The sequence below is a fragment of the Hydrogenophaga atypica genome, assembly GCF_042665215.1.
GTDB classification, from domain to species: domain Bacteria; phylum Pseudomonadota; class Gammaproteobacteria; order Burkholderiales; family Burkholderiaceae_C; genus Hydrogenophaga; species Hydrogenophaga defluvii_A.
Map to the genome: position 1 here is coordinate 22,336 of NZ_JBHTCA010000008.1, position 17,912 is coordinate 40,247.

21 protein-coding genes are annotated in these 17,912 nt (G+C 67.1%); 19 read left to right on the top strand and 2 right to left on the bottom strand.

From position 1 onward, the window contains the following. Window positions 1–82 precede the first annotated feature (82 nt). The 15 genes from ACFQPB_RS12590 to tolA all read left to right on the top strand — a co-directional run bounded on the left by ACFQPB_RS12590 (window position 83) and on the right by tolA (window position 11,986). Window positions 83–679 (top strand): GspH/FimT family pseudopilin, encoded by a 597-nt coding sequence (locus ACFQPB_RS12590; RefSeq protein ID WP_382223743.1) that lies wholly within the window; start codon window positions 83–85, stop codon window positions 677–679. Further along, entirely contained in the window at window positions 676–1,119 is a 444-nt protein-coding gene (locus tag ACFQPB_RS12595; protein ID WP_382223746.1) for a type IV pilin protein, read from the top strand. The genes ACFQPB_RS12590 and ACFQPB_RS12595 overlap by 4 nt, the downstream gene beginning before the upstream one ends. After that, window positions 1,082–1,792, top strand: coding sequence for a PilW family protein (locus ACFQPB_RS12600; RefSeq protein ID WP_382223748.1), 711 nt, complete (start codon window positions 1,082–1,084; stop codon window positions 1,790–1,792). The genes ACFQPB_RS12595 and ACFQPB_RS12600 overlap by 38 nt, the downstream gene beginning before the upstream one ends. Beyond that, the gene (locus ACFQPB_RS12605) at window positions 1,777–3,024 is read left to right on the top strand and encodes a hypothetical protein (RefSeq protein WP_382223751.1); all 1,248 of its coding nucleotides are present in this window, start codon (window positions 1,777–1,779) and stop codon (window positions 3,022–3,024) included. Before ACFQPB_RS12600 ends, ACFQPB_RS12605 begins: the two co-directional genes overlap by 16 nt. Further along, window positions 3,021–4,196 (top strand): type IV pilus modification PilV family protein, encoded by a 1,176-nt coding sequence (locus ACFQPB_RS12610; RefSeq protein WP_382223754.1) that lies wholly within the window; start codon window positions 3,021–3,023, stop codon window positions 4,194–4,196. The genes ACFQPB_RS12605 and ACFQPB_RS12610 overlap by 4 nt, the downstream gene beginning before the upstream one ends. A 16-nt stretch (window positions 4,197–4,212) precedes the next feature. Continuing rightward, on the top strand, window positions 4,213–5,340 hold the full coding sequence (gene ribD, locus ACFQPB_RS12615) for a bifunctional diaminohydroxyphosphoribosylaminopyrimidine deaminase/5-amino-6-(5-phosphoribosylamino)uracil reductase RibD (protein WP_382223756.1): 1,128 nt from the start codon (window positions 4,213–4,215) through the stop codon (window positions 5,338–5,340). Between the two features lie 45 nt (window positions 5,341–5,385). After that, window positions 5,386–6,006 (top strand): riboflavin synthase, encoded by a 621-nt coding sequence (locus ACFQPB_RS12620; RefSeq protein ID WP_382223759.1) that lies wholly within the window; start codon window positions 5,386–5,388, stop codon window positions 6,004–6,006. Next, complete coding sequence (gene ribBA / locus ACFQPB_RS12625) at window positions 6,003–7,130, top strand: bifunctional 3,4-dihydroxy-2-butanone-4-phosphate synthase/GTP cyclohydrolase II (protein ID WP_382223762.1); 1,128 nt, start codon at window positions 6,003–6,005, stop codon at window positions 7,128–7,130. The genes ACFQPB_RS12620 and ribBA overlap by 4 nt, the downstream gene beginning before the upstream one ends. A gap of 13 nt (window positions 7,131–7,143) precedes the next feature. Next, window positions 7,144–7,608 carry a 6,7-dimethyl-8-ribityllumazine synthase gene (ribH, locus tag ACFQPB_RS12630; protein ID WP_382201092.1) on the top strand — a complete coding sequence of 155 codons (465 nt, stop codon included), beginning with the start codon at window positions 7,144–7,146 and terminating at the stop codon, window positions 7,606–7,608. Window positions 7,609–7,610: 2 nt separating this feature from the next. Further along, entirely contained in the window at window positions 7,611–8,111 is a 501-nt protein-coding gene (gene nusB, locus ACFQPB_RS12635; RefSeq protein WP_382201090.1) for a transcription antitermination factor NusB, read from the top strand. A 6-nt stretch (window positions 8,112–8,117) separates the two neighbouring features. Further along, window positions 8,118–9,320: a pyridoxal phosphate-dependent aminotransferase gene (locus tag ACFQPB_RS12640; protein ID WP_382223765.1), complete on the top strand. Its 1,203-nt coding sequence runs from the start codon at window positions 8,118–8,120 to the stop codon at window positions 9,318–9,320. Beyond that, window positions 9,317–9,742 carry a tol-pal system-associated acyl-CoA thioesterase gene (gene ybgC / locus ACFQPB_RS12645; RefSeq protein ID WP_382223768.1) on the top strand — a complete coding sequence of 142 codons (426 nt, stop codon included), beginning with the start codon at window positions 9,317–9,319 and terminating at the stop codon, window positions 9,740–9,742. Before ACFQPB_RS12640 ends, ybgC begins: the two co-directional genes overlap by 4 nt. Continuing rightward, the gene (tolQ, locus tag ACFQPB_RS12650; protein WP_382201084.1) at window positions 9,739–10,431 is read left to right on the top strand and encodes a protein TolQ; all 693 of its coding nucleotides are present in this window, start codon (window positions 9,739–9,741) and stop codon (window positions 10,429–10,431) included. The genes ybgC and tolQ overlap by 4 nt, the downstream gene beginning before the upstream one ends. Before the next feature lie 158 nt (window positions 10,432–10,589). Next, window positions 10,590–11,030, top strand: coding sequence for an ExbD/TolR family protein (locus ACFQPB_RS12655; RefSeq protein ID WP_382201082.1), 441 nt, complete (start codon window positions 10,590–10,592; stop codon window positions 11,028–11,030). Window positions 11,031–11,044: 14 nt separating this feature from the next. Beyond that, window positions 11,045–11,986 (top strand): cell envelope integrity protein TolA, encoded by a 942-nt coding sequence (tolA, locus tag ACFQPB_RS12660; protein ID WP_382201081.1) that lies wholly within the window; start codon window positions 11,045–11,047, stop codon window positions 11,984–11,986. Between the two features lie 12 nt (window positions 11,987–11,998). Here the strand turns inward: tolA and ACFQPB_RS12665 are convergent, their stop codons facing one another. Continuing rightward, window positions 11,999–13,501, bottom strand: coding sequence for a sensor histidine kinase (locus ACFQPB_RS12665; protein ID WP_382223771.1), 1,503 nt, complete (start codon window positions 13,499–13,501; stop codon window positions 11,999–12,001). Beyond that, entirely contained in the window at window positions 13,498–14,982 is a 1,485-nt protein-coding gene (locus ACFQPB_RS12670; RefSeq protein WP_382223774.1) for a sensor histidine kinase, read from the bottom strand. The genes ACFQPB_RS12665 and ACFQPB_RS12670 overlap by 4 nt, the downstream gene beginning before the upstream one ends. Before the next feature lie 225 nt (window positions 14,983–15,207). Between ACFQPB_RS12670 and ACFQPB_RS12675 the strand changes: the two genes are divergently transcribed. The 4 genes from ACFQPB_RS12675 to ACFQPB_RS12690 are packed head-to-tail and all read left to right on the top strand — an operon-like array spanning window position 15,208 to window position 17,912. Next, window positions 15,208–15,618, top strand: coding sequence for a DUF2306 domain-containing protein (locus tag ACFQPB_RS12675; protein ID WP_382223777.1), 411 nt, complete (start codon window positions 15,208–15,210; stop codon window positions 15,616–15,618). Between the two features lie 19 nt (window positions 15,619–15,637). After that, window positions 15,638–15,925 carry a 2TM domain-containing protein gene (locus ACFQPB_RS12680; RefSeq protein WP_382223780.1) on the top strand — a complete coding sequence of 96 codons (288 nt, stop codon included), beginning with the start codon at window positions 15,638–15,640 and terminating at the stop codon, window positions 15,923–15,925. Further along, a complete protein-coding gene (locus tag ACFQPB_RS12685; protein ID WP_382223782.1) occupies window positions 15,922–16,959 on the top strand; it encodes an alpha/beta hydrolase family protein in 1,038 nt (345 codons plus the stop codon). Before ACFQPB_RS12680 ends, ACFQPB_RS12685 begins: the two co-directional genes overlap by 4 nt. Beyond that, on the top strand, window positions 16,956–17,912 hold the full coding sequence (locus ACFQPB_RS12690) for an alpha/beta hydrolase (protein ID WP_382223785.1): 957 nt from the start codon (window positions 16,956–16,958) through the stop codon (window positions 17,910–17,912). Before ACFQPB_RS12685 ends, ACFQPB_RS12690 begins: the two co-directional genes overlap by 4 nt.

Sequence of the window (17,912 nt, forward strand, 5' to 3'; positions counted from 1 at the left end):
CCCTCCCTCCAAGACGACACAATTCTTGAGTGTGTCTTTCAGACTTTTGTTTTAGGCTTCCTCTCCATCGAGGGGAGGACACATGGAACAACAAGGCCTGAAAAAGTGCGGCCAGGTGCCCGATGCCGGCATCTGGACACGGGGTCGGCACCACACACGTGGTGTCACCTTGATCGAAACCCTGATCACCGTTTTCCTGCTGTGTTTGTTGGCGTTCATCGCCCTCCCCACTTGGCAATCACACCTGCTGCAAAAGCGGCTCGAAAGCGCCGCCGAAACCTACCGCCAGCACTTCCAGTGGGCGCGCAGCCACGCGATGCGTTCGGGGCAAACGGTTTCCATCCGGTTTGCCAGCGATGCCAGCGGCAGCTGCTACATCGTCTTCACCGGCCCTGAAACCGCCTGCGGCTGCAAGGCGGCGACAGCCCAATGCACGGCACCGGCGCGTCTGTTGGTCAGCGAACACCTTCCGGCCGAGCGGCACATCGCAATGCAACCCAAAAGCGTGAGCCAAATCTTCCGTCTCGGCCCGTTGCATGGGACGGTCACGCCCACCCCGGTGATCGTGTTCAGCGGCCCCAACGGCCAAACCCTCCACGAAGTGGCCAACAAGCTGGGCCGCACCCGCAGCTGCAGCCCACAGGGCAGCCTGCCGGGCTGGCCTGCCTGCACCACATGAGCCGGCCCGACATGGGGCGCGGCTTCACGCTGGTGGAGATGCTGATCACCCTGGCGGTGGTCGGCATCCTCGGCACCCTGGCCTACCCCTCGTACCGAGACCACGTGCTGCGCGCCCGCCGCAGCGAGGCCTTCAGTGCCCTCTCGGCCGTGGCACAAGCCCAGGACCGCTGGCGAGCCACACACACCCGCTATGCCGACTCACTTGCCGACCTGGGACTTGAATCCACCAGCGGCCCGGGACGCTACTACCAGATCGAGCTTGAGACCCATGAATCCCACAGCCACAGCCAATTCATGGCCATCGCCCGTGCCACAGGCCCGCAACGTGCCGACACCCGCTGCGCCCTGCTGCAGCTCGGCCAGCACGGCCAACAACAGCTGCGCACCGCGAGCGACCACCGTGGCGAAGACACCACCTCTCATTGCTGGCCAAGCTGAAGCACGCCACACACGGCACCGGTCGCAGCGCTGGCAAACGGGCCTGACCCTGGTGGAGTTGCTGGTGGGCATGGCGCTGGGGTTGGTGGTGGCCGGCGGTGCCCTCGCCCTGTTTCTGACCGAACTCCAGACCAGCCGGCGGTTGCTGCTGGAAGCCAGGCTGGGACATGATTTGCGCGCTGCCGCCGACCTCTTGGCGCGCGACCTGCGCCGGGCCGGCCACTGGGAGGCATCCACCACCTCGGATGCCGACACCAACCCACACGGCGCCATCGAGCTGGACGACGCCTCGCTGGACGGCCTCTTTCGCCGCGTTCGCTACAGCTTCGACCTGCCCGGCAGCGATCCGCTGAGCGCAGCGTTTGCCCAAACAGACCACAAGTTGACACTGGCACTCGGCGGCTCGGGCCAACAGGAGCTGACCGATCCCGCCGTCGTGCGCATCACCCAATTGGCGATCACGCCCACCGACACCCACGTGTCGCTCGCGGCCCTTTGTCCGCAAGCGTGTGGGTCGCCGGACACGCCGAACACCTGCCCCACGCTGGCCATCCGGCGCTACGACATTGTCCTGCGGGCCCAAGCCACCACCGACCCATCACTGCAACGCGAGGTTCGCACCACCGTCCACGTGCGCAACGACCAATGGAGCGGCACATGCCCAGGCACTTGACCACCCGCCGCCCCCAGCGCGGCGCAGGTGTGTTGGGGGTGATCGCCATGCTGCTGCTGATCGCGCTGGTGGTTGTCCTCTATCTGAACCGCCACCTTTTGCTGGCGCACCAAAGTGCTTCCAACCAATGGCGAGCTGCGGTTGCCGTCGAGTCTGCGGAGGCAGGCCTGAGCTGGATGCAGGACCGACTCAACCACCCCGGCCACCTTGACGCGCAATGCGAACCCGCCACGCTGGTCGCAGCAGGCACCGACTTCCGCGCGAACCACCTGCCCACCAGCACGGTGCCCGGGGCGAGCGCAGGCTGCCGCCTGCCCGGTGGCTCGCTCGACTGCGCCTGTCCAAACAACAACCAGACCTGGGCCGACGACTCAGCCGCGCGTTTTGTGGTGCGCCTGGCGCCAGAAACAGGCACGGGCACCGTCCGCGCCCAGGCGCTGGGCTGCGCCCCAGACACCGCCCCCTGCGACCAGGCCGCCCCGAACCAACTGGACACGGACGCGCGTGCGTGGCTGTCCGTCGCGCTGCGGCCGGTGCCGCTGCTGCCCTCACTGCCCGCGGCCGCCCTCACCTGCGCTGGCGAGTGTCGCCTGTTGGAGCAGGCCAGCCTGCGCAACGACCAGATCGTCGGCCTGGGGCTCGCGGCCCACACCGCGACAACGCTGACCCGTGCCCCAAGCACACAAGTGCTGGGCCTGCCGGGCGCGCCCCCAGCGCTTGCCAGCGTCGAAAACGACCCAACACTCGCAACCGCCGCAGGCGCCCCCTGCAACGATGAAGCCTTGTTCGCGCACCTGTTCCAGCAAAGCCTGGCCGCTTACGCCCGCTCGCCGCTGACCCGCCACCTGTCTTGCCCCACCGACAACGACTGCAGCGCCACCATCCGCCAAGCTCACGCACTGGGCTGGCGGGCCTTCTACCTGCCTGCGGGGGCGCTCCTTTCCAGCGGTGAGGCCATCGGCAGCCCCGATGCGCCCGTGGCCTTGGTCACGCCCGGCCGGCTCACCATCGACAACGCGCCCAACGTGTACGGTGTGCTCTTCGCACACGACACCTTCGTCAACGCCAGCGACGGTGGCGCCGCAGACATTCGGGGCGCAACGGTCAGTTGCCACCAACACCGCCAAGGCGGGCAAAGCGAGGTGGCCCACGACGCCGACACGCTCAACCGCCTGCGCGAAAGCACCCGCACGTACGAACGCGTACCCGGCAGCTGGAGGGATACGCCATGAACACCGCTCGTGGCCTCCACGCTCGGCTGCAGCACCCATGGCCCCGCACCGCCGCCGGCTTCACGCTGATCGAGGTGCTGATCGCGCTCCTGCTGGTGGGCGCCGGGCTGCTGGCCATGAGTGGCCTTCAGTCCAACCTGAGCCGCCACACCGACTTGTCCCGCCAACGCGGGGAGGCAACTCTGTTGGCCCAAGCAGGCATGGAAACACTGCGCCACCAGAGCCATCTGCCCACCGCGAACCTCGGTCTGACCGCTCAGGAACCCCAACGCAACCCACTGACCGGTGGCAGTGAGTCCATCGCCTCGGACCATTTCAACACCCGCTACACGCGCCTTTGGACGGTGCAAGGTGACGTGGCCGACGTCCTGCGTCCCGTCACCGTCGAATTGCACTGGAGCGATCGCGAGGGCACAGACCAGCAGTTGCGCCTGCATTCCGCACTGCCGGCCACGCAGCCGCTGCACAGCGCAAAGGCCGGCCTGCGACCAGCAACGACCGCCTCTCCCTGGCGTGCGCCGCAGCAACGCCACGCCACCATCCCACCCACGGCCCGACACGACGGCCCAGGCCGCAGCCGGCTGGACATCGAAAACCGCTGGCGCCTGGTCTTCGACAACACGACCGGCCTGGTGATTGAAATGTGTGGCACCGGTGACAGCGGCTCAGACCTGAACCTTTGCCACGCCATCCAAGCGCTGCTGCTCAGCGGCCACCTGAGCCGCTCCACCCCCGATCTGCCGTGGCCAACGGGCATGGATGTGTCGGGCCTCAGCGGCGTGGCAGGCCACGCCACCTGCCTGCTGCTTCTGCAACCCACAGGCGCAGGCGATTCAGATGGTGCCCAGCACTACGTCTGCCTGCTGCCTCTGCAGGCGGGACAGACCCAGTGGCAAGGCAAACCACGTTGGCGCGGCCTGCCCACCAACGATACCTTGCTGGTCTGCCGCTACGAATACGCCGCCACCGGCGGTGCCGACGAGGCGCAGCGCAACGTGCAAGGGCCCGACGGCTACGGCCCGGTGTCGCGCTCGCTGGCCCAGCAGAACTACCGACTGCACCGGGCCGCGGGCGATGCGTTGTGCCCGCCCGATAATCCCAGCACCTTCCGCTGGGCGGTGCACCAGGATTGCCGGGCCGGCCAGGCCCACGCGGACCGGGACTGCCCCTGATCCCTGCGCCACCACCATGCCCACACCGCCCTCGCCCCTGTTTTTCCCCCTGGCGGACGCCACCCCCTCGGTCGGCCTGTCCGAGCCCAACCCACGGGTCGCCTGCGTCATCACCTCGCCCTCGGGCGAGGTGATCGCCCGGGGTCATACCCAACAAGCGGGCGGGCCCCATGCCGAAATCATGGCCCTGCGTGCCGCCACCGCCGCAGGGCGGTCCGTGCGGGGTGCCACCGCCTACGTCACGCTGGAGCCCTGCGCCCACCATGGCCGCACCCCGCCCTGCTGCGACGCCCTCATCGAGGCCGGTCTGGCACGGGTGGTGGTGGCCCTGGGCGACCCCAACCCCCGCGTGGCCGGGCAAGGCCTGGCGCGCATGCGGGCGGCCGGCATCCAGGTCGAGGTGCTGCCCGCCGACCACCCCGCCGCCATCGAGGCGCGCGAGCTCAACATCGGCTTCCTCTCGCGCATGGTGCGAGGCCTGCCTTGGGTGCGGCTCAAGGTGGCCGGTTCGCTCGACGGGCGCACCGCCCTGCCCAACGGCGTGAGCCAGTGGATCACCTCGCCCGAAGCACGCGCCGACGGGCACGCCTGGCGCAAGCGGGCCGGCGCAATGCTCACCGGCATCGGCACGGTGCTGGAAGACAACCCGCGCCTGGACGTGCGCCTGGTGCCCACCGAGCGCCAACCCGTGCGGGTGATCGTGGACGCCCGACTGCAAACGCCTGCCAACGCTCGCATCCTGCAGCCGCCGGGCACCGTGTGGGTCTACACCGCCGCCGACCCCGCCACCAGCGCCGCGCGCCGCACCGAACTGCAGGCGGCGGGCGCTACCGTCATCGACTGCCCAGGCGCCCACGGCAAGGTCGATCTGGCCGCCATGCTGCGCGACCTGGCCGCCCGCGAGATCAATGAGCTGCACGTCGAAGCGGGCCACAAGCTCAACGGCTCCTTTCTGCGCGAGGGCCTGGTGGACGAGCTGCTGCTCTACCTGGCCCCCAAACTGCTGGGCGATGGCGCGGGGCTGGCCGCCCTGGGGCCGTTCGAGGACCTCCACCAGGCGCCCGGATTCGAATTCCTGGACGTCCAGCGCATCGGACCCGACCTGCGCCTGCGCGCCCGCCCGCCGGGACGCGACGCCTTCTGAACCCCCAAGCCCAGGGCAAACCCGAATCCCTGCGACAATAGCCGGATGTTTACCGGCATCATCACAGGCGTGGGGCGCATCACCGCTGTCCAGCCGCTCGGCAGTTCTTCCTCCCATGGCAAGCGCCTGACCCTCCAGGCGCCACCAGGCTACCTGGACGACGTGGGCTTGGGCGACAGCATCGCCCTCAACGGCGCCTGCATGACGGTCACCACCTTTTCCGCCGAGAAGGGCGAGTTCACCATCGACATCTCGGCCGAGTCGCTGGACAAAACCAGCGGCCTGGACAACGAAGGCCCGGTCAACCTCGAAAAAGCCCTGCGCGCCCACGACCGGCTGGGCGGCCACATCGTCAGCGGCCACGTGGACGGCATCGGCCACGTCACGCGCTTCGAGCAAGTGGGCGAAAGCTGGGACCTGCGCGTGATGGCCCCGCCCGCGCTGGGCAAGTACCTGGCCTACAAGGGCTCCATCACCGTCAACGGCGTAAGCCTGACCGTCAACCGCGTGGTTGACAGTGAAGCCGGCTGCGAGTGCCACATCAACCTGATCCCCCACACCGTCGAGAACACCGCCCTGGGCAACCTGCGGGCGGGCTCGCGTGTCAACCTCGAAATCGACCTCATCGCCCGCTACGTCGAGCGCATGCTGAAGCACAACCCATGAGCACACCCGTCCCCATCTCCCCGGTCGAAGACATCGTTGCCGACATGCGCGCCGGGCGCATCGTCATCCTCGTGGATGAGGAAGACCGCGAAAACGAAGGCGATCTGGTGCTGGCGGCCGACCACGTCACGCCCGAGGCCATCAACTTCATGGCCCGCTTTGGTCGTGGCCTGATCTGCCTGACGCTGACCAAGGACCGCTGCGAGCGCCTGAACCTGCCGCCCATGGTGCCGCGCAACGGCACCAAGATGGGCACCGCTTTCACCGTCTCCATCGAGGCGGCCGAGGGCGTGACCACCGGCATCTCGGCCGCAGACCGCGCCCGCACCGTGCAGGTGGCGGTGGCCCCCAACGCCCAGGCAGCCGACCTGGTGCAGCCGGGCCACATCTTCCCGCTGCAGGCGGTGGAGGGCGGCGTGCTCATGCGCGCTGGCCACACTGAAGCCGGCTGCGACCTCGCCGCCATGGCCGGCTGCACGCCCGCCGCCGTGATCTGCGAGATCATGAAAGACGACGGCACCATGGCCCGCCTGCCCGACCTGCAGCTGTTCGCGGCCGAACACGGCCTCAAGATCGGCACGATTGCCGATCTGATCGAACACCGCAGCCGCGTCGAGAGCCTGGTGCAAAAAGTGGGCAGCCGCCCGCTCAACACCGCTTTCGGCGAATTCACCGCCCACGCCTTCCGCGACGAACCCAGTGGTGCGCTGCACCTGGCCCTGGTCAAGGGTCAGTGGGAGGCCAGCACCTCGGTGGACGTGCGGGTGCACGAGCCGCTGTCGGTGCTGGACGCGCTGGAGGTGGGCCGTGGCATGCACTCGTGGTCGCTGGAAAACAGCCTGCGCCACATTGCGGCGCAGGGTCAGGGTGTGGCGGTGCTGCTGAACTGTGGCGAAACAGCCGAACAACTGCTGGCGCAGTTCGAAGGCACGGCCCGCTCGGCGCAAGCGCCCGAACGTGGCCGCATGGACCTGCGCACCTACGGCGTGGGCGCACAGATCTTGCGCGAATGTGGTGTGCAAAAAATGCGCCTCATGGGCCACCCGCGCCGCATGCCCAGCATGACCGGCTACGGCCTGGAAATCACCGGCTACCTCAGCAAAGACAGCGCCACCGGCGTTTAAGGAAAATCAGAACATGTTTGGCGCAGACAAAGGCAGCACCGGACCGTTGGACGGCAAAAACCTGCACATCGGTGTGGTGCAGGCCCGCTTCAACGAAGGCATCACCAACGCCCTGTGGGACGCGTGCCACAAAGAATTGCTGGCCCTGGGCGTGCAGGAAAAGCGCATCCACCACGTGACCGTACCGGGCGCACTGGAAGTGGCCACCGCACTGCAGGCCCTGGCCGAACGCGACGAGTTCGATGCCCTCATCGCACTGGGCTGCATCATCCGTGGCGAGACCTACCACTTCGAGCTGGTGGCCAACGAATCGGGCGCGGCCGTCACCCGCGTGGGTCTGGACTACCAGCTGCCCATCGCCAACGCCATCCTCACCACCGAGAACCAGGAACAGGCTGTGGCCCGCCAGACCGAAAAAGGCGCCGACGCGGCCAAGGTTGCGGTGGAAATGGCCTTGTTGCTCAAGCAGATTGGTTGAACATGAGCACTGAGAACACCCCACCCCGCAAGGCGGCCGACAAATCCGCCCGCACCCGTGCCCGCGAGTTCGCGCTGCAAGCCCTTTACCAGCACCTCGTGGGCCGCAATGACGCCAGCGACATCGACGTGTTCACCCGCGACCTGAGCGGCTTCCACAAGGCCGACAGTGCGCACTACGACGCCTTGCTGCACGGCTGCATCGAACAATCGGCCGCGCTGGACGCCGCCATCACCCCCCACCTGGACCGCCCGCTGGCCGAGATTTCGCCCATCGAGCGCGGTGTGCTGTGGATTGGCGCCTACGAGCTGCAACACTGCCTGGACGTGCCTTGGCGCGTGGTGGTCAACGAGTGCATCGAGCTGGCCAAGTCCTTTGGGGGCACCGACGGCCACAAGTACGTCAACGGCGTGTTGCACCCGTTGGCCAAGGGTTTGCGCGCCCAGGAAGTGGCCGCCTCGCCCAGCAGCGGGCGCGGCAGCCGTGCCAAAACAGCCGAATGACACGGAATGAAGTTATCTGATCGCGCCCAGCGCATCGAACCTTTCTATGTGATGGAGGTGGCCAAGGCCGCCGCCCAAATGGCCGAACAGGTGGCGCACACCGACCGGCCCATGATCTACCTCAACATCGGCGAGCCCGACTTCACCGCGCCCCCGCTGGTGCGCGAGGCGGCTGAAAAAGCCATCCGCGACGGCCGCACGCAGTACACCCAGGCCACCGGCCTGCCCGCATTGCGCGAGCGCATCAGCGGCTGGTACGCGCAACGTTTCGGACTCAACATCGATCCCGCCCGCATTGTGGTCACCGCGGGTGCGTCCGCCGCGCTGCAGCTGGCCTGCCTGGCCCTGATCGACCCCGAGGACGAGATCCTCATGCCCGACCCCAGCTACCCCTGCAACCGCCAGTTCGTGCAGGCAGCCGGTGGCACGGCGGTGCTGCTGCCCAGTGGGCCCGACACCCGCTTCCAGCTCAGCCGCGAACAGGTGGAAGCGGCCTGGGGCCTGGACACCTGTGGCGTGCTGCTGGCCTCGCCGTCCAACCCCACGGGCACGTCGATTGCCCGCACCGAGCTGGAAGCCATCGCCCGCAGTGTGCGTGAGCGTGGCGGTGTGACGCTGATCGACGAGATCTATCTGGGCCTGAGCTACGACGATGAGTATGGCCACAGCGCCCTGGGCCTGCCCGATGGGCTGGGCGACGAAGTCATCAGCATCAACAGCTTCTCCAAGTACTTCAACATGACCGGCTGGCGCCTGGGCTGGCTGGTGGTGCCACCATCGCTGGTGGACGCGGTGGAGCGCATCGCACAAAACCTGTTCATCTGCGCCAGCACCGTGTCGCAACACGCCGCGCTGGCCTGCTTCGAGCCCGAGAGCTTGGCCGAATACGAGCGCCGCCGCCACGAGTTCAAGGCCCGGCGCGACTTTTTCATCCCGGCACTCAACCGCCTGGGTTTGAATGTGCCGGTGATGCCGGACGGCGCCTTTTACGCCTACGCCGACTGCAGCGCGGCCTGCCAGAAATGGGGCATTGCACCCGAATCAGGCAGCTGGGACTTTGCCTTCGAGCTGATGAAGCGCGCCCACCTGGCCGTGACACCGGGACGCGACTTCGGCAGTGCCGAACCGCAGCGCTACGTGCGTTTTTCCACCGCCAATTCCATGGCCCAGCTGCAGGAAGCCGTGCGCCGCCTGGAGCAGGTGCTGTGACGGCGGAGACCTCGCCGTTCCAGTGGCCGGTGCGCGTGTACTGGGAAGACACCGACGCCGGTGGCATCGTCTTCTACGCCAACTACCTCAAGTTTTTTGAGCGCGCTCGCACCGAGTGGCTGCGCAGCCTGGGTCTGCAGCAGCAGGCCCTGCGCGAGGCCACTGGCGGCATGTTTGTCGTCACCGACACCCAGACCCGGCACCACCGCCCGGCGCGCCTCGATGATTTGCTTCTTGTAACCACCCGGCTGGTGGAACTTGGCCGCGCCTCCATGACACTAGAGCAGGTGGCGTGGTTGGGCGAAGGCCCGGATGCGCAGCGCCTGTGCGAAGGCCAGATCCGCATCGGCTGGGTCGATGCCAGCGCCATGAAGCCGATGCGCATTCCCACCACCCTGATCGACAAGCTACACAACGCATGACACACGACTTTTCGATTGTTTCGCTGCTGCTCAACGCCAGTTGGGTGGTGCAGGCCGTGGTGCTGCTGCTGCTGACACTGTCCGTCATCAGCTGGGCGGCCATCTTCCGCAAGCTGTTTGCACTCAAACGGGTCAAGGCGCTGACCGAGGATTTCGAACGCGACTTCTGGTCGGGCAGCAGCCTCAACGACCTGTATGCAGGCGCCACCCAGAACGCGCGCCAGGGCAGCCCCATGGAGCGCATTTTTGCCAGTGGCATGCGCGAATACCTCAAGCTGCGCGAACGCCGCATCGGCGACAGCGGCGCCTTGCTCGACGGCGCGCGCCGCGCCATGCGCGCCAGCTACCAGCGCGAACTCGACGCGATGGAAGTCAACCTCGCCTTCCTCGCCTCGGTCGGATCGGTGTCGCCCTATGTGGGCCTGTTCGGCACGGTGTGGGGCATCATGCACGCCTTCACCGGCTTGGCCTCGCTCACGCAGGTGACCCTGGCCACCGTGGCACCCGGCATTGCCGAAGCCCTGGTGGCCACCGCCATCGGCCTGTTCGCCGCCATCCCCGCCGTGGTGGCTTACAACCGCTTCGCCCACGACATCGACCGCGTGGCCAACCGGCTGGAAACCTTCATCGAAGAGTTCTCCAACATCCTGCACCGCAACCTGGGCGCGGGCACCGCGTCCGGACACTGAAGTGAAAGAAACCACCCCCGTCGCTTGCCCGCTTCGCGTGGCCGCATCCCCCCTCAAGGGGGCGACACCAGCCGTCCGGCAAAGCCGGCCCGGCGGTGTCCCCCGGCTCGACTCTTTCATGCGTCGCGGGTGCCGCGTTCGCGGAATGGATAACTGACATGCCTGCCGTATCCTCACGCGGCCGGGGCCGCCGCACCATCAACGAGATCAACATGGTGCCCTTCATCGACGTGATGCTGGTGCTGCTGATCATCTTCATGGTCACGGCGCCACTGATCACGCCGAGCATGATCAACCTGCCCAGCGTGGGCAAGGCGGACCGCTCGCCGGACAAATTTGTGCAGGTGCTGATCGACAAGGACGCCAAGCTGCAGGTGAAAGACGGCATGTCCAACGCCAGCGCCCAAGACACCACCAAGGAACGCCTGGTGGAGCGCGTGCGCCAACTTCAAGGCGCGGCCGGCGCAGACGGCAAGTCCGCTCCGGTGGTCATCAGTGCCGACAAGAACGTGAAGTACGAAAGTGTGGTCGAGGTGATGGACCGCTTGCAACGGGCCGGCATCGAGCGCGTGGGCCTGTCGGTGCAAACCAGCCGCTGACACACACGCACCACATGAACGCCACCGCTGACCAGATCGACCTGAGCCCACCGGGTGACACCCGCTGGAGCGGGCCGCTCACCTTGGCCCTGATCGCCCACGGCCTGCTGGTGGCCGCGCTCACCTGGGGCGTGAGCTGGACGCCGGACGCGACCGAGGTGGCGGTGGAGGCCGAACTGTGGTCACGCCTGCCACAAGAAGCCGCGCCACGGCTGGTGGAACCCACGCCCGCACCGCCACCGCCGCCCGCACCAGAGCCCAAACCCGTCAAGCCCGCGCCCGAACCGCCGCGCCCGGCCCCCCCGCCCCCTGCGCCGGCGCCAGACCGGGCGGAGATTGCGCTGGAAGCCAAGAAAAAGGCCGAGGAAAAACGCAAGGCTGAGGCCCTCAAACAAGCTGAGGACAAGAAGAAAGCGGACGCGCTCAAGCGCGAAGAAACCAAGAAGCTCGAAGAGAAAAAGAAGGCCGACCAAAAGAAGCAGGAACTGGCCGAGCAGAAAAAGCGCGAGCAAGCCAAGCTGGACGCCGAACGCAAGAAGCGCGAAGACGCAGCCAAAGCCGCTGAGGAAAAACGCCGCGACGCCCAACTCGCCGCCGACAGGCAGAAGAACCTGGAGCGCATGATGGGCCAGGCCGGTGCCACCGGCAATGCCAACGCCAAGGGCACGGCCCAACAGTCCAGTGGTCCGTCGGCCAGCTACGGCGGTCGCGTGGTCGCACGCATCAAACCCAACATCGTCTTCACCGATGTGGTCAACGGCAACCCACGCGCCGAGGTGGAAATCAAATTGCTTCCCGACGGCACCATTGTCAGCAGCCGACTCACCCAGTCCAGCGGCAACAAAGCCTGGGACGACGCGGTGTTGCGTGCCGTGGAGCGCACGGCCACCCTGCCACGCGACGAAAACGGCAAGGTGCCCTCGCCCATCGTGCTGGGCTTCCGCCCCCAAGACTGAGCCGCTGGTCGCTCAAAGCCCCGTGGTCGTGCCCGGGTGGCTCTGTGTCTGGGGCTGGGAGTCGGGCCGCTCGGACGTGAGGCGCCGAGGCAAACGCAGGTGCAGGCGCACCCCTTGGCCCGGCCGCGACCAGAACGTCAGTTGCCCGCCCATGCGCTGCGTCACCACGGTGTACACGATGTTCAGCCCCAGGCCGGTGCCCCCACGGCCTCGGCGGGTGGTGAAAAAGGGCTCGAAGATGCGTGCCTGGTACTCGTGTGGAACGCCCACGCCGTTGTCGCTGTACACCAGTTCCCATTCGTGCTCGCCTTCGCGCACGTCGATCACGATGGCGGGTGAAGCCACCTCGCGGAACGCGTGGTTGACGCTGTTCATGATGAGGTTGGTCAAGACCTGCATGAGCGCGCCGGGGTAGCCTCGGGCAGGCAGTTTGCGCGGCCCACCCAACATGGGGCGCACCGGCACCCGGCGCGTCACCGGGTGCAGACTGGCCAACAAGGCACGCAAGGTTTCCATCACATCAAAGTCGCACAGGCGCTCGCTGGTCTGGTGCACCGCCGTCTGTTTGAAATCCTTGATCAGGCGCGAGGCCCGCATCAGGTTGGTGTCCAGCATGTCCAGGCCCTCCATGGCCTGGTCCAGCGCCTGCTCGAAGCTTTCACGGGTCATGCGCTGCGCCTGGTAGTCCTCGCGCATGCCGACCAGGCCTTCTCGCACCGCCGACGCCGCCGTGATCGAAATGCCCAAGGGCGTGTTGACCTCATGTGCCACACCGGCCACCAAGGCGCCCAGCGCCGCCATTTTTTCACTGCTGATGAGCTGATCGCGCGCCACCTCCAGGTCGGCTTGGCGCTCGCGGGCCATGGTTTCAGAGCGCACACGGGCCGAAAAAACGCGCGCGATCACCAGGGCCATCCACGCTTGCGCTCCACTGTATGTCAGCAACAGGGTGAGTTCGATGCCGATGAATTCCAAACGCGCCATCAGCGCCGCAGCCATGCAGCACAGTGTCAGCACGCAGAGGTAGGCCCATGCAGCGGTAGGCACTGTTGCCAGCGCCAACACCCCCCCATTGAGGCAACCCAGCACCACCATGCCCACCAAGAAGCGTTGTTCGCTGTTGCCGATCGGGAACCACATCAAGGCCGCCACGCCCCACAACAAGGCTATGGCCATGGCGCCCTGGGTGACACGGCGGACAGCACGCGGCGAGGCCGTCTGCGCCTCGTGGCGGTGCCGCTTCCACCAGCCACGCATCGCCAGCACCGCCCAGGCGACGTAAAACAACAACCAGCACACCACCGGCAGCGCGCCCGCGCTGACTCGCATCACGTAAACCAACAAGGAGGCGTTGGCCATGCTCACCCCAACCAACAAGGGCGTGAGGCGGTTGACGTAGTTCAGGTGGCGGGCGCGCAGCCGCGCGGCGGCCTCGTCCTCGCGCGTCAGCCAGTCGAGGTCGGTCCGCAGGCGCGCTTGCAGACGGGACACCCAAGCCGAAAGCGCCCCGGTCATGATTCGTCCTGTGCAGCCACGGTGGCCGCAGGCGGCGCCAGTTTCGGCAGATCGAGCCGAAAACGCAAACCGGCGGCCGGGTCGGACCAGAATTCCAGCCGGCCCCCCAGCCGCTGCGTGACGAGGGTGTAGACGATGTTCAGGCCCAGCCCGGTGCCGCCGCGGCCACGTCGGGTGGTGAAAAAGGGCTCAAAGATGCGCTGTTGCACATCGGGGGCCACGCCCACACCGTTGTCGTGGTAGGTCAGGGTCCACTGGTCTTTTTCATCGGTCACCTCAATGTTGATCTCGGGCGACACCACGCCTTCGAAGGCGTGCAGCGCGCTGTTCATCATCAGGTTGGTCAGCACCTGCATCAGCGCGCTGGGGTAGGAGCGCACCTTGAGCTGCGCAGGCCCCATGAGGGTCGGCACCACCGGCACCCGCCACAACACCGGCTGCAGGCTCACCAACAAGGTCCGCACCGTCTCCATCACCTCGAAATCGCTCAGGCTGTCGTCCACCTGGCTCACCACCGTGTGCTTGAAGCTGGAAATGAGCTGTGCCGCACGGTCGAGGTTGTTCTGCAGCATGCCCACGCCAGCCATGGCCTGCGTCATGGTCTGCTCGAACACGTCCTGGCTCAGGGTGCGGTCGTCGTAGTCGCGCTGCATGCCATGCAAGGTGTCGGCCACCGCAGAACACGCCGTGACGGCCACCCCCAAAGGTGTGCTGACCTCGTGCGACACGCCGGCCACCAAAGAGCCGAGCGACGCCAGTTTTTCGCTGTTCAGCAGGTGGTCTCGCGCCAATTCCAGCTCTTCGAGGTTGGCCTTGAGCCGGCGCTTGGACATGTGGTTGGCGGTCAGCACCCGCGAGATGTAAGACCCGAACCAGCACAACACCAGCGCGAGCAGCACCAGCGCAATCAGTTCAAGCTCGACATAGCTGCGTGGGTAAACCACCAGCGACACGGCGGTGGCCAGCACCTGTGGCAGCACATACGCCAACACCCCAGAGGCGATGGACGACATCGCCAAGGTGCCCACACACAGGTTGCCCACCACGATGGCCACCATGAAATGGCGCCCGTCGGGATCGGCATGGCTGAACCACACCCAGATGGCGATGGACCACAACACCGACACCACCGCCGCCCCCAGCAGCACACGGGTCAAGGCCCAGGGGGTGGCGAGGACGTAGGGCCGTCGCTGGCGGGGCCGCCACGCGGCCCAGACGTACAGCGTCCACACCACCTGTGCCGAAATCCAGGCCCACATGAAGGTCCAGCCGGCTGCGTTGGTGAAGATGCCGGCCGTCAAAATGGCAAACGCCAGGTTGACGAACAGCACAAAAGGCACGGTCTGGTGCTGGCTGCGCAAATGCATGGCGCGCACCTCCGGCCACGGTGCATCCGTGGCCAGGCGCAGCACGCGGTCCTGGCCCCAGGCGTCGGCCCAGGCGCCGTCCAGGCGGCTCAATCCCGCGGTGATGGCTTTCATCCTCCCTCCCCCACTCCTGATGCGGCGGCGGATCAGACACCCGCGCCAGAGCACTTGTTTTTGAATCAGGTGCGAGGTTAACCCGGTTTTGGGGGCCACGGTACACCCGCCATCGGCAAGAAAGGGAGCACATCTCGCGCCCCAGTGTTGCGGTTCACACCTCAAAAGGGCTGTTTCGTCGCCCGGTGGTCGCGCCGCCTCAACGGCGCCGGCACAGTCCACCCCATGCAGCTCTCGCCCGTCATCGCCATCCACCTCTGCGCGGCCTGCAGCGCCTTGCTGATAGGTCCCTGGGTCATGTGGGCCCGGCACAGTGCCCAGCAGCGGCCCCGGCTGCACCGGGCGCTGGGCTATGCCTGGGTCACGCTGATGTTGATGACCGCCGTCTCTGCCGTGTTCATCCGGGACTTCAAGCTGCCCAACATCGCCGGGTACACGCCAATTCACCTGCTGGTGCCGGTCACGCTGGTGAGCCTGTTCATCGCTTTTCGCCACCTGGCGCAGGGCAACATCCGCGGCCACCGCCTGATCATGATGTCGCTGTACATCAGCGCCTGTGTGGTGGCGGGCGCCTTCACGCTGCTGCCCAGCCGTTACCTGGGTGGGCTGTTGTGGCGCGGGCTGGGCCTGATCTGATTTTTTCCAAGGAGCACACATGCACATGCAAACCCCCACCCACAACCCGCCGCTCGAACGCCAAGCGCAGCGCCGGGCCAGCGCGCAATTCGGCTGGCTCATTCACGCAGGCGTCTATCTTGCGGTCAACACCGGCCTGCTCTTGCTGGCCTGGACCCAAGGCCGGCCCTGGGCGATGTTCCCCGCGCTTGGCTGGGGGCTGGGCCTTGCCGTCCATGGCGCGGTTGTGTTCGCCAAAGGCAGTTCGCTGAAGCAGCGGCTGGTGGCGCGCGAGCGGCGCCGGCTGGGCCTGGCGCGGCATCCATGAAGCGCCTGCTGTTGGGCGCGGCGATGCTGCTGGTGTTGTGTCAAGGCACATCCCAAGCGGGCATGGGCCTGGCGGAACTGCCCGGTCTGTCGGGTGACGGCCCTGTCACGCTGTTCTACCCCAGCAACGCGCCGGAAGGCACTTTGCAACGCGGCCCCTTTGTGTTGTCACTGGCACCCGACGGGGCTCACCAGCCGGGCAACGGACGGTTGATCGTGATCTCGCATGGGTCAGGGGGCGCGCCGTGGGTGTTCACCGATCTGGCCCGCGCCATGGTGGAGGCCGGCTTTGTGGTCGCGCTGCCGCGCCACCGGGGTGACAACCACATGGACCCCGGCACGCCCGGACCACCCAGCTGGCGGCAGCGTCCGGCCGAGGTCTCCCGCGCCATCGACGCACTGGCCCAGCACCCCATGTGGTCGAACCGCCTGTCCCTGGACAAGGTGGGCGTCTACGGCACCTCTGCCGGCGGCCACACGGCGCTCACCCTGGCCGGCGGGCGCTGGTCAGACGCCGCGTTTCTGCGCCATTGCGAAGCCCACCTGGCAGCCGATTTTTCCTCCTGCGTCGGTTTTGTCACCCGACTGCAGGGCAACCTGTGGGACCCGCTCAAAAAAGCCGTTGCCATGGGGGTGCTGCGCCAGCGCTTCACCGATCCCACTTGGCACACCCACCACGACCCCCGGGTGGCCGCCGCGTTGGCGTCCGTGCCCTTCGCTGCCGATTTCGACATGGCCTCGCTCGCCGCGCCCCGCATCCCCCTGGGCCTGGCCACGGCCGACGGCGACATCAACCAGGTGCCGCGTTTCCACGCGCAGGCGGTGCTGGCGGCCTGCGCGCCCTGCGAACACGTGGTCGATCTGCCACGCGGCGGACACGGCGCCTACCTGTCGCCCTTGCCGCCATTCAAACCCGGCTCCATCGAAGCCGCACTGTTGAACGACCCACCCAACTTTGACCGCGACGCGCTGGCCGACGCCCACCGGGCCATGGTCGGCTTTTTTCTCCGTCACCTGAAAGGCGACAATCCATGAAACGCACCATGACCACGCTCACCGTCACCGCCGCTTTTTTGCTGTCCCTGATGCTGATGGCGGTGTGGTTGGGCGGCCCCCGCCCGGTGGCCCGCATGGACAGCATCCACCAGCCCTTTGCGCGCGCCGACTTCTCCGGCCTGCCGACACCCAGCCACTTCGCTGCGCGCGACGGCACCGCGCTGGCCTTTCTGCGCTACCCCGCCATCGGCACCGCTTTGAACCGCCGCCTGGTGCTGGTGCACGGCTCCTCCAGCCGCGCACGTTCCATGCACGTGCTGGCACGCGCCCTGGCGCAGGCCGGCTTCGACGTGGTGTCGCTGGACATGCGCGGGCATGGCGACTCGGGTCCGCGCGGCCACATCGCCTACGTGGGCCAGTTGGAAGACGACGTAGCGGACTTCATGCAAGCCCAGCCCTACGCCGGCCCCAGCACGCTGGTGGGTTTTTCGTCTGGGGGCGGTTTCACGCTGCGCCTGGCGGCCAGCGCACAAGGCCGGCTGTTTGACCGCTATCTGCTGCTGTCGCCCTTTCTGCACCACCAGTCGCCGGTGACCCGCCCCGACGCTGGCGGCTGGGTGTCGGTGGGCCTGCCGCGCTTGGTGGCCTTGAATGTGCTCAACACCCTGGGCATCGCCAGCCTGAACCACTTACCGGTCATGCGTTTTGCGTTGGATGCCGGCATCCAATCCGAGCTGACCCCCAGCTACAGCCACACCTTGGCCGACAACTTCCGGCCCCACATGGATTGGCGCGCCGACCTGCTTGCGGCCCAGGGTCAACTGCAGGTGCTGGCGGGCAGTCGAGACGAAGTTTTCATCGCCGAACGGTATGCCGACACCCTGGCCCAAGCGGGTCGCCCCCTGCCGGTGACCTTGGTGGACGGCGTGGACCACATTGGCATGACCCTGGACCCGCGAGGCATCGCCGCCGTGGTCAAAGCAGCTCAATAG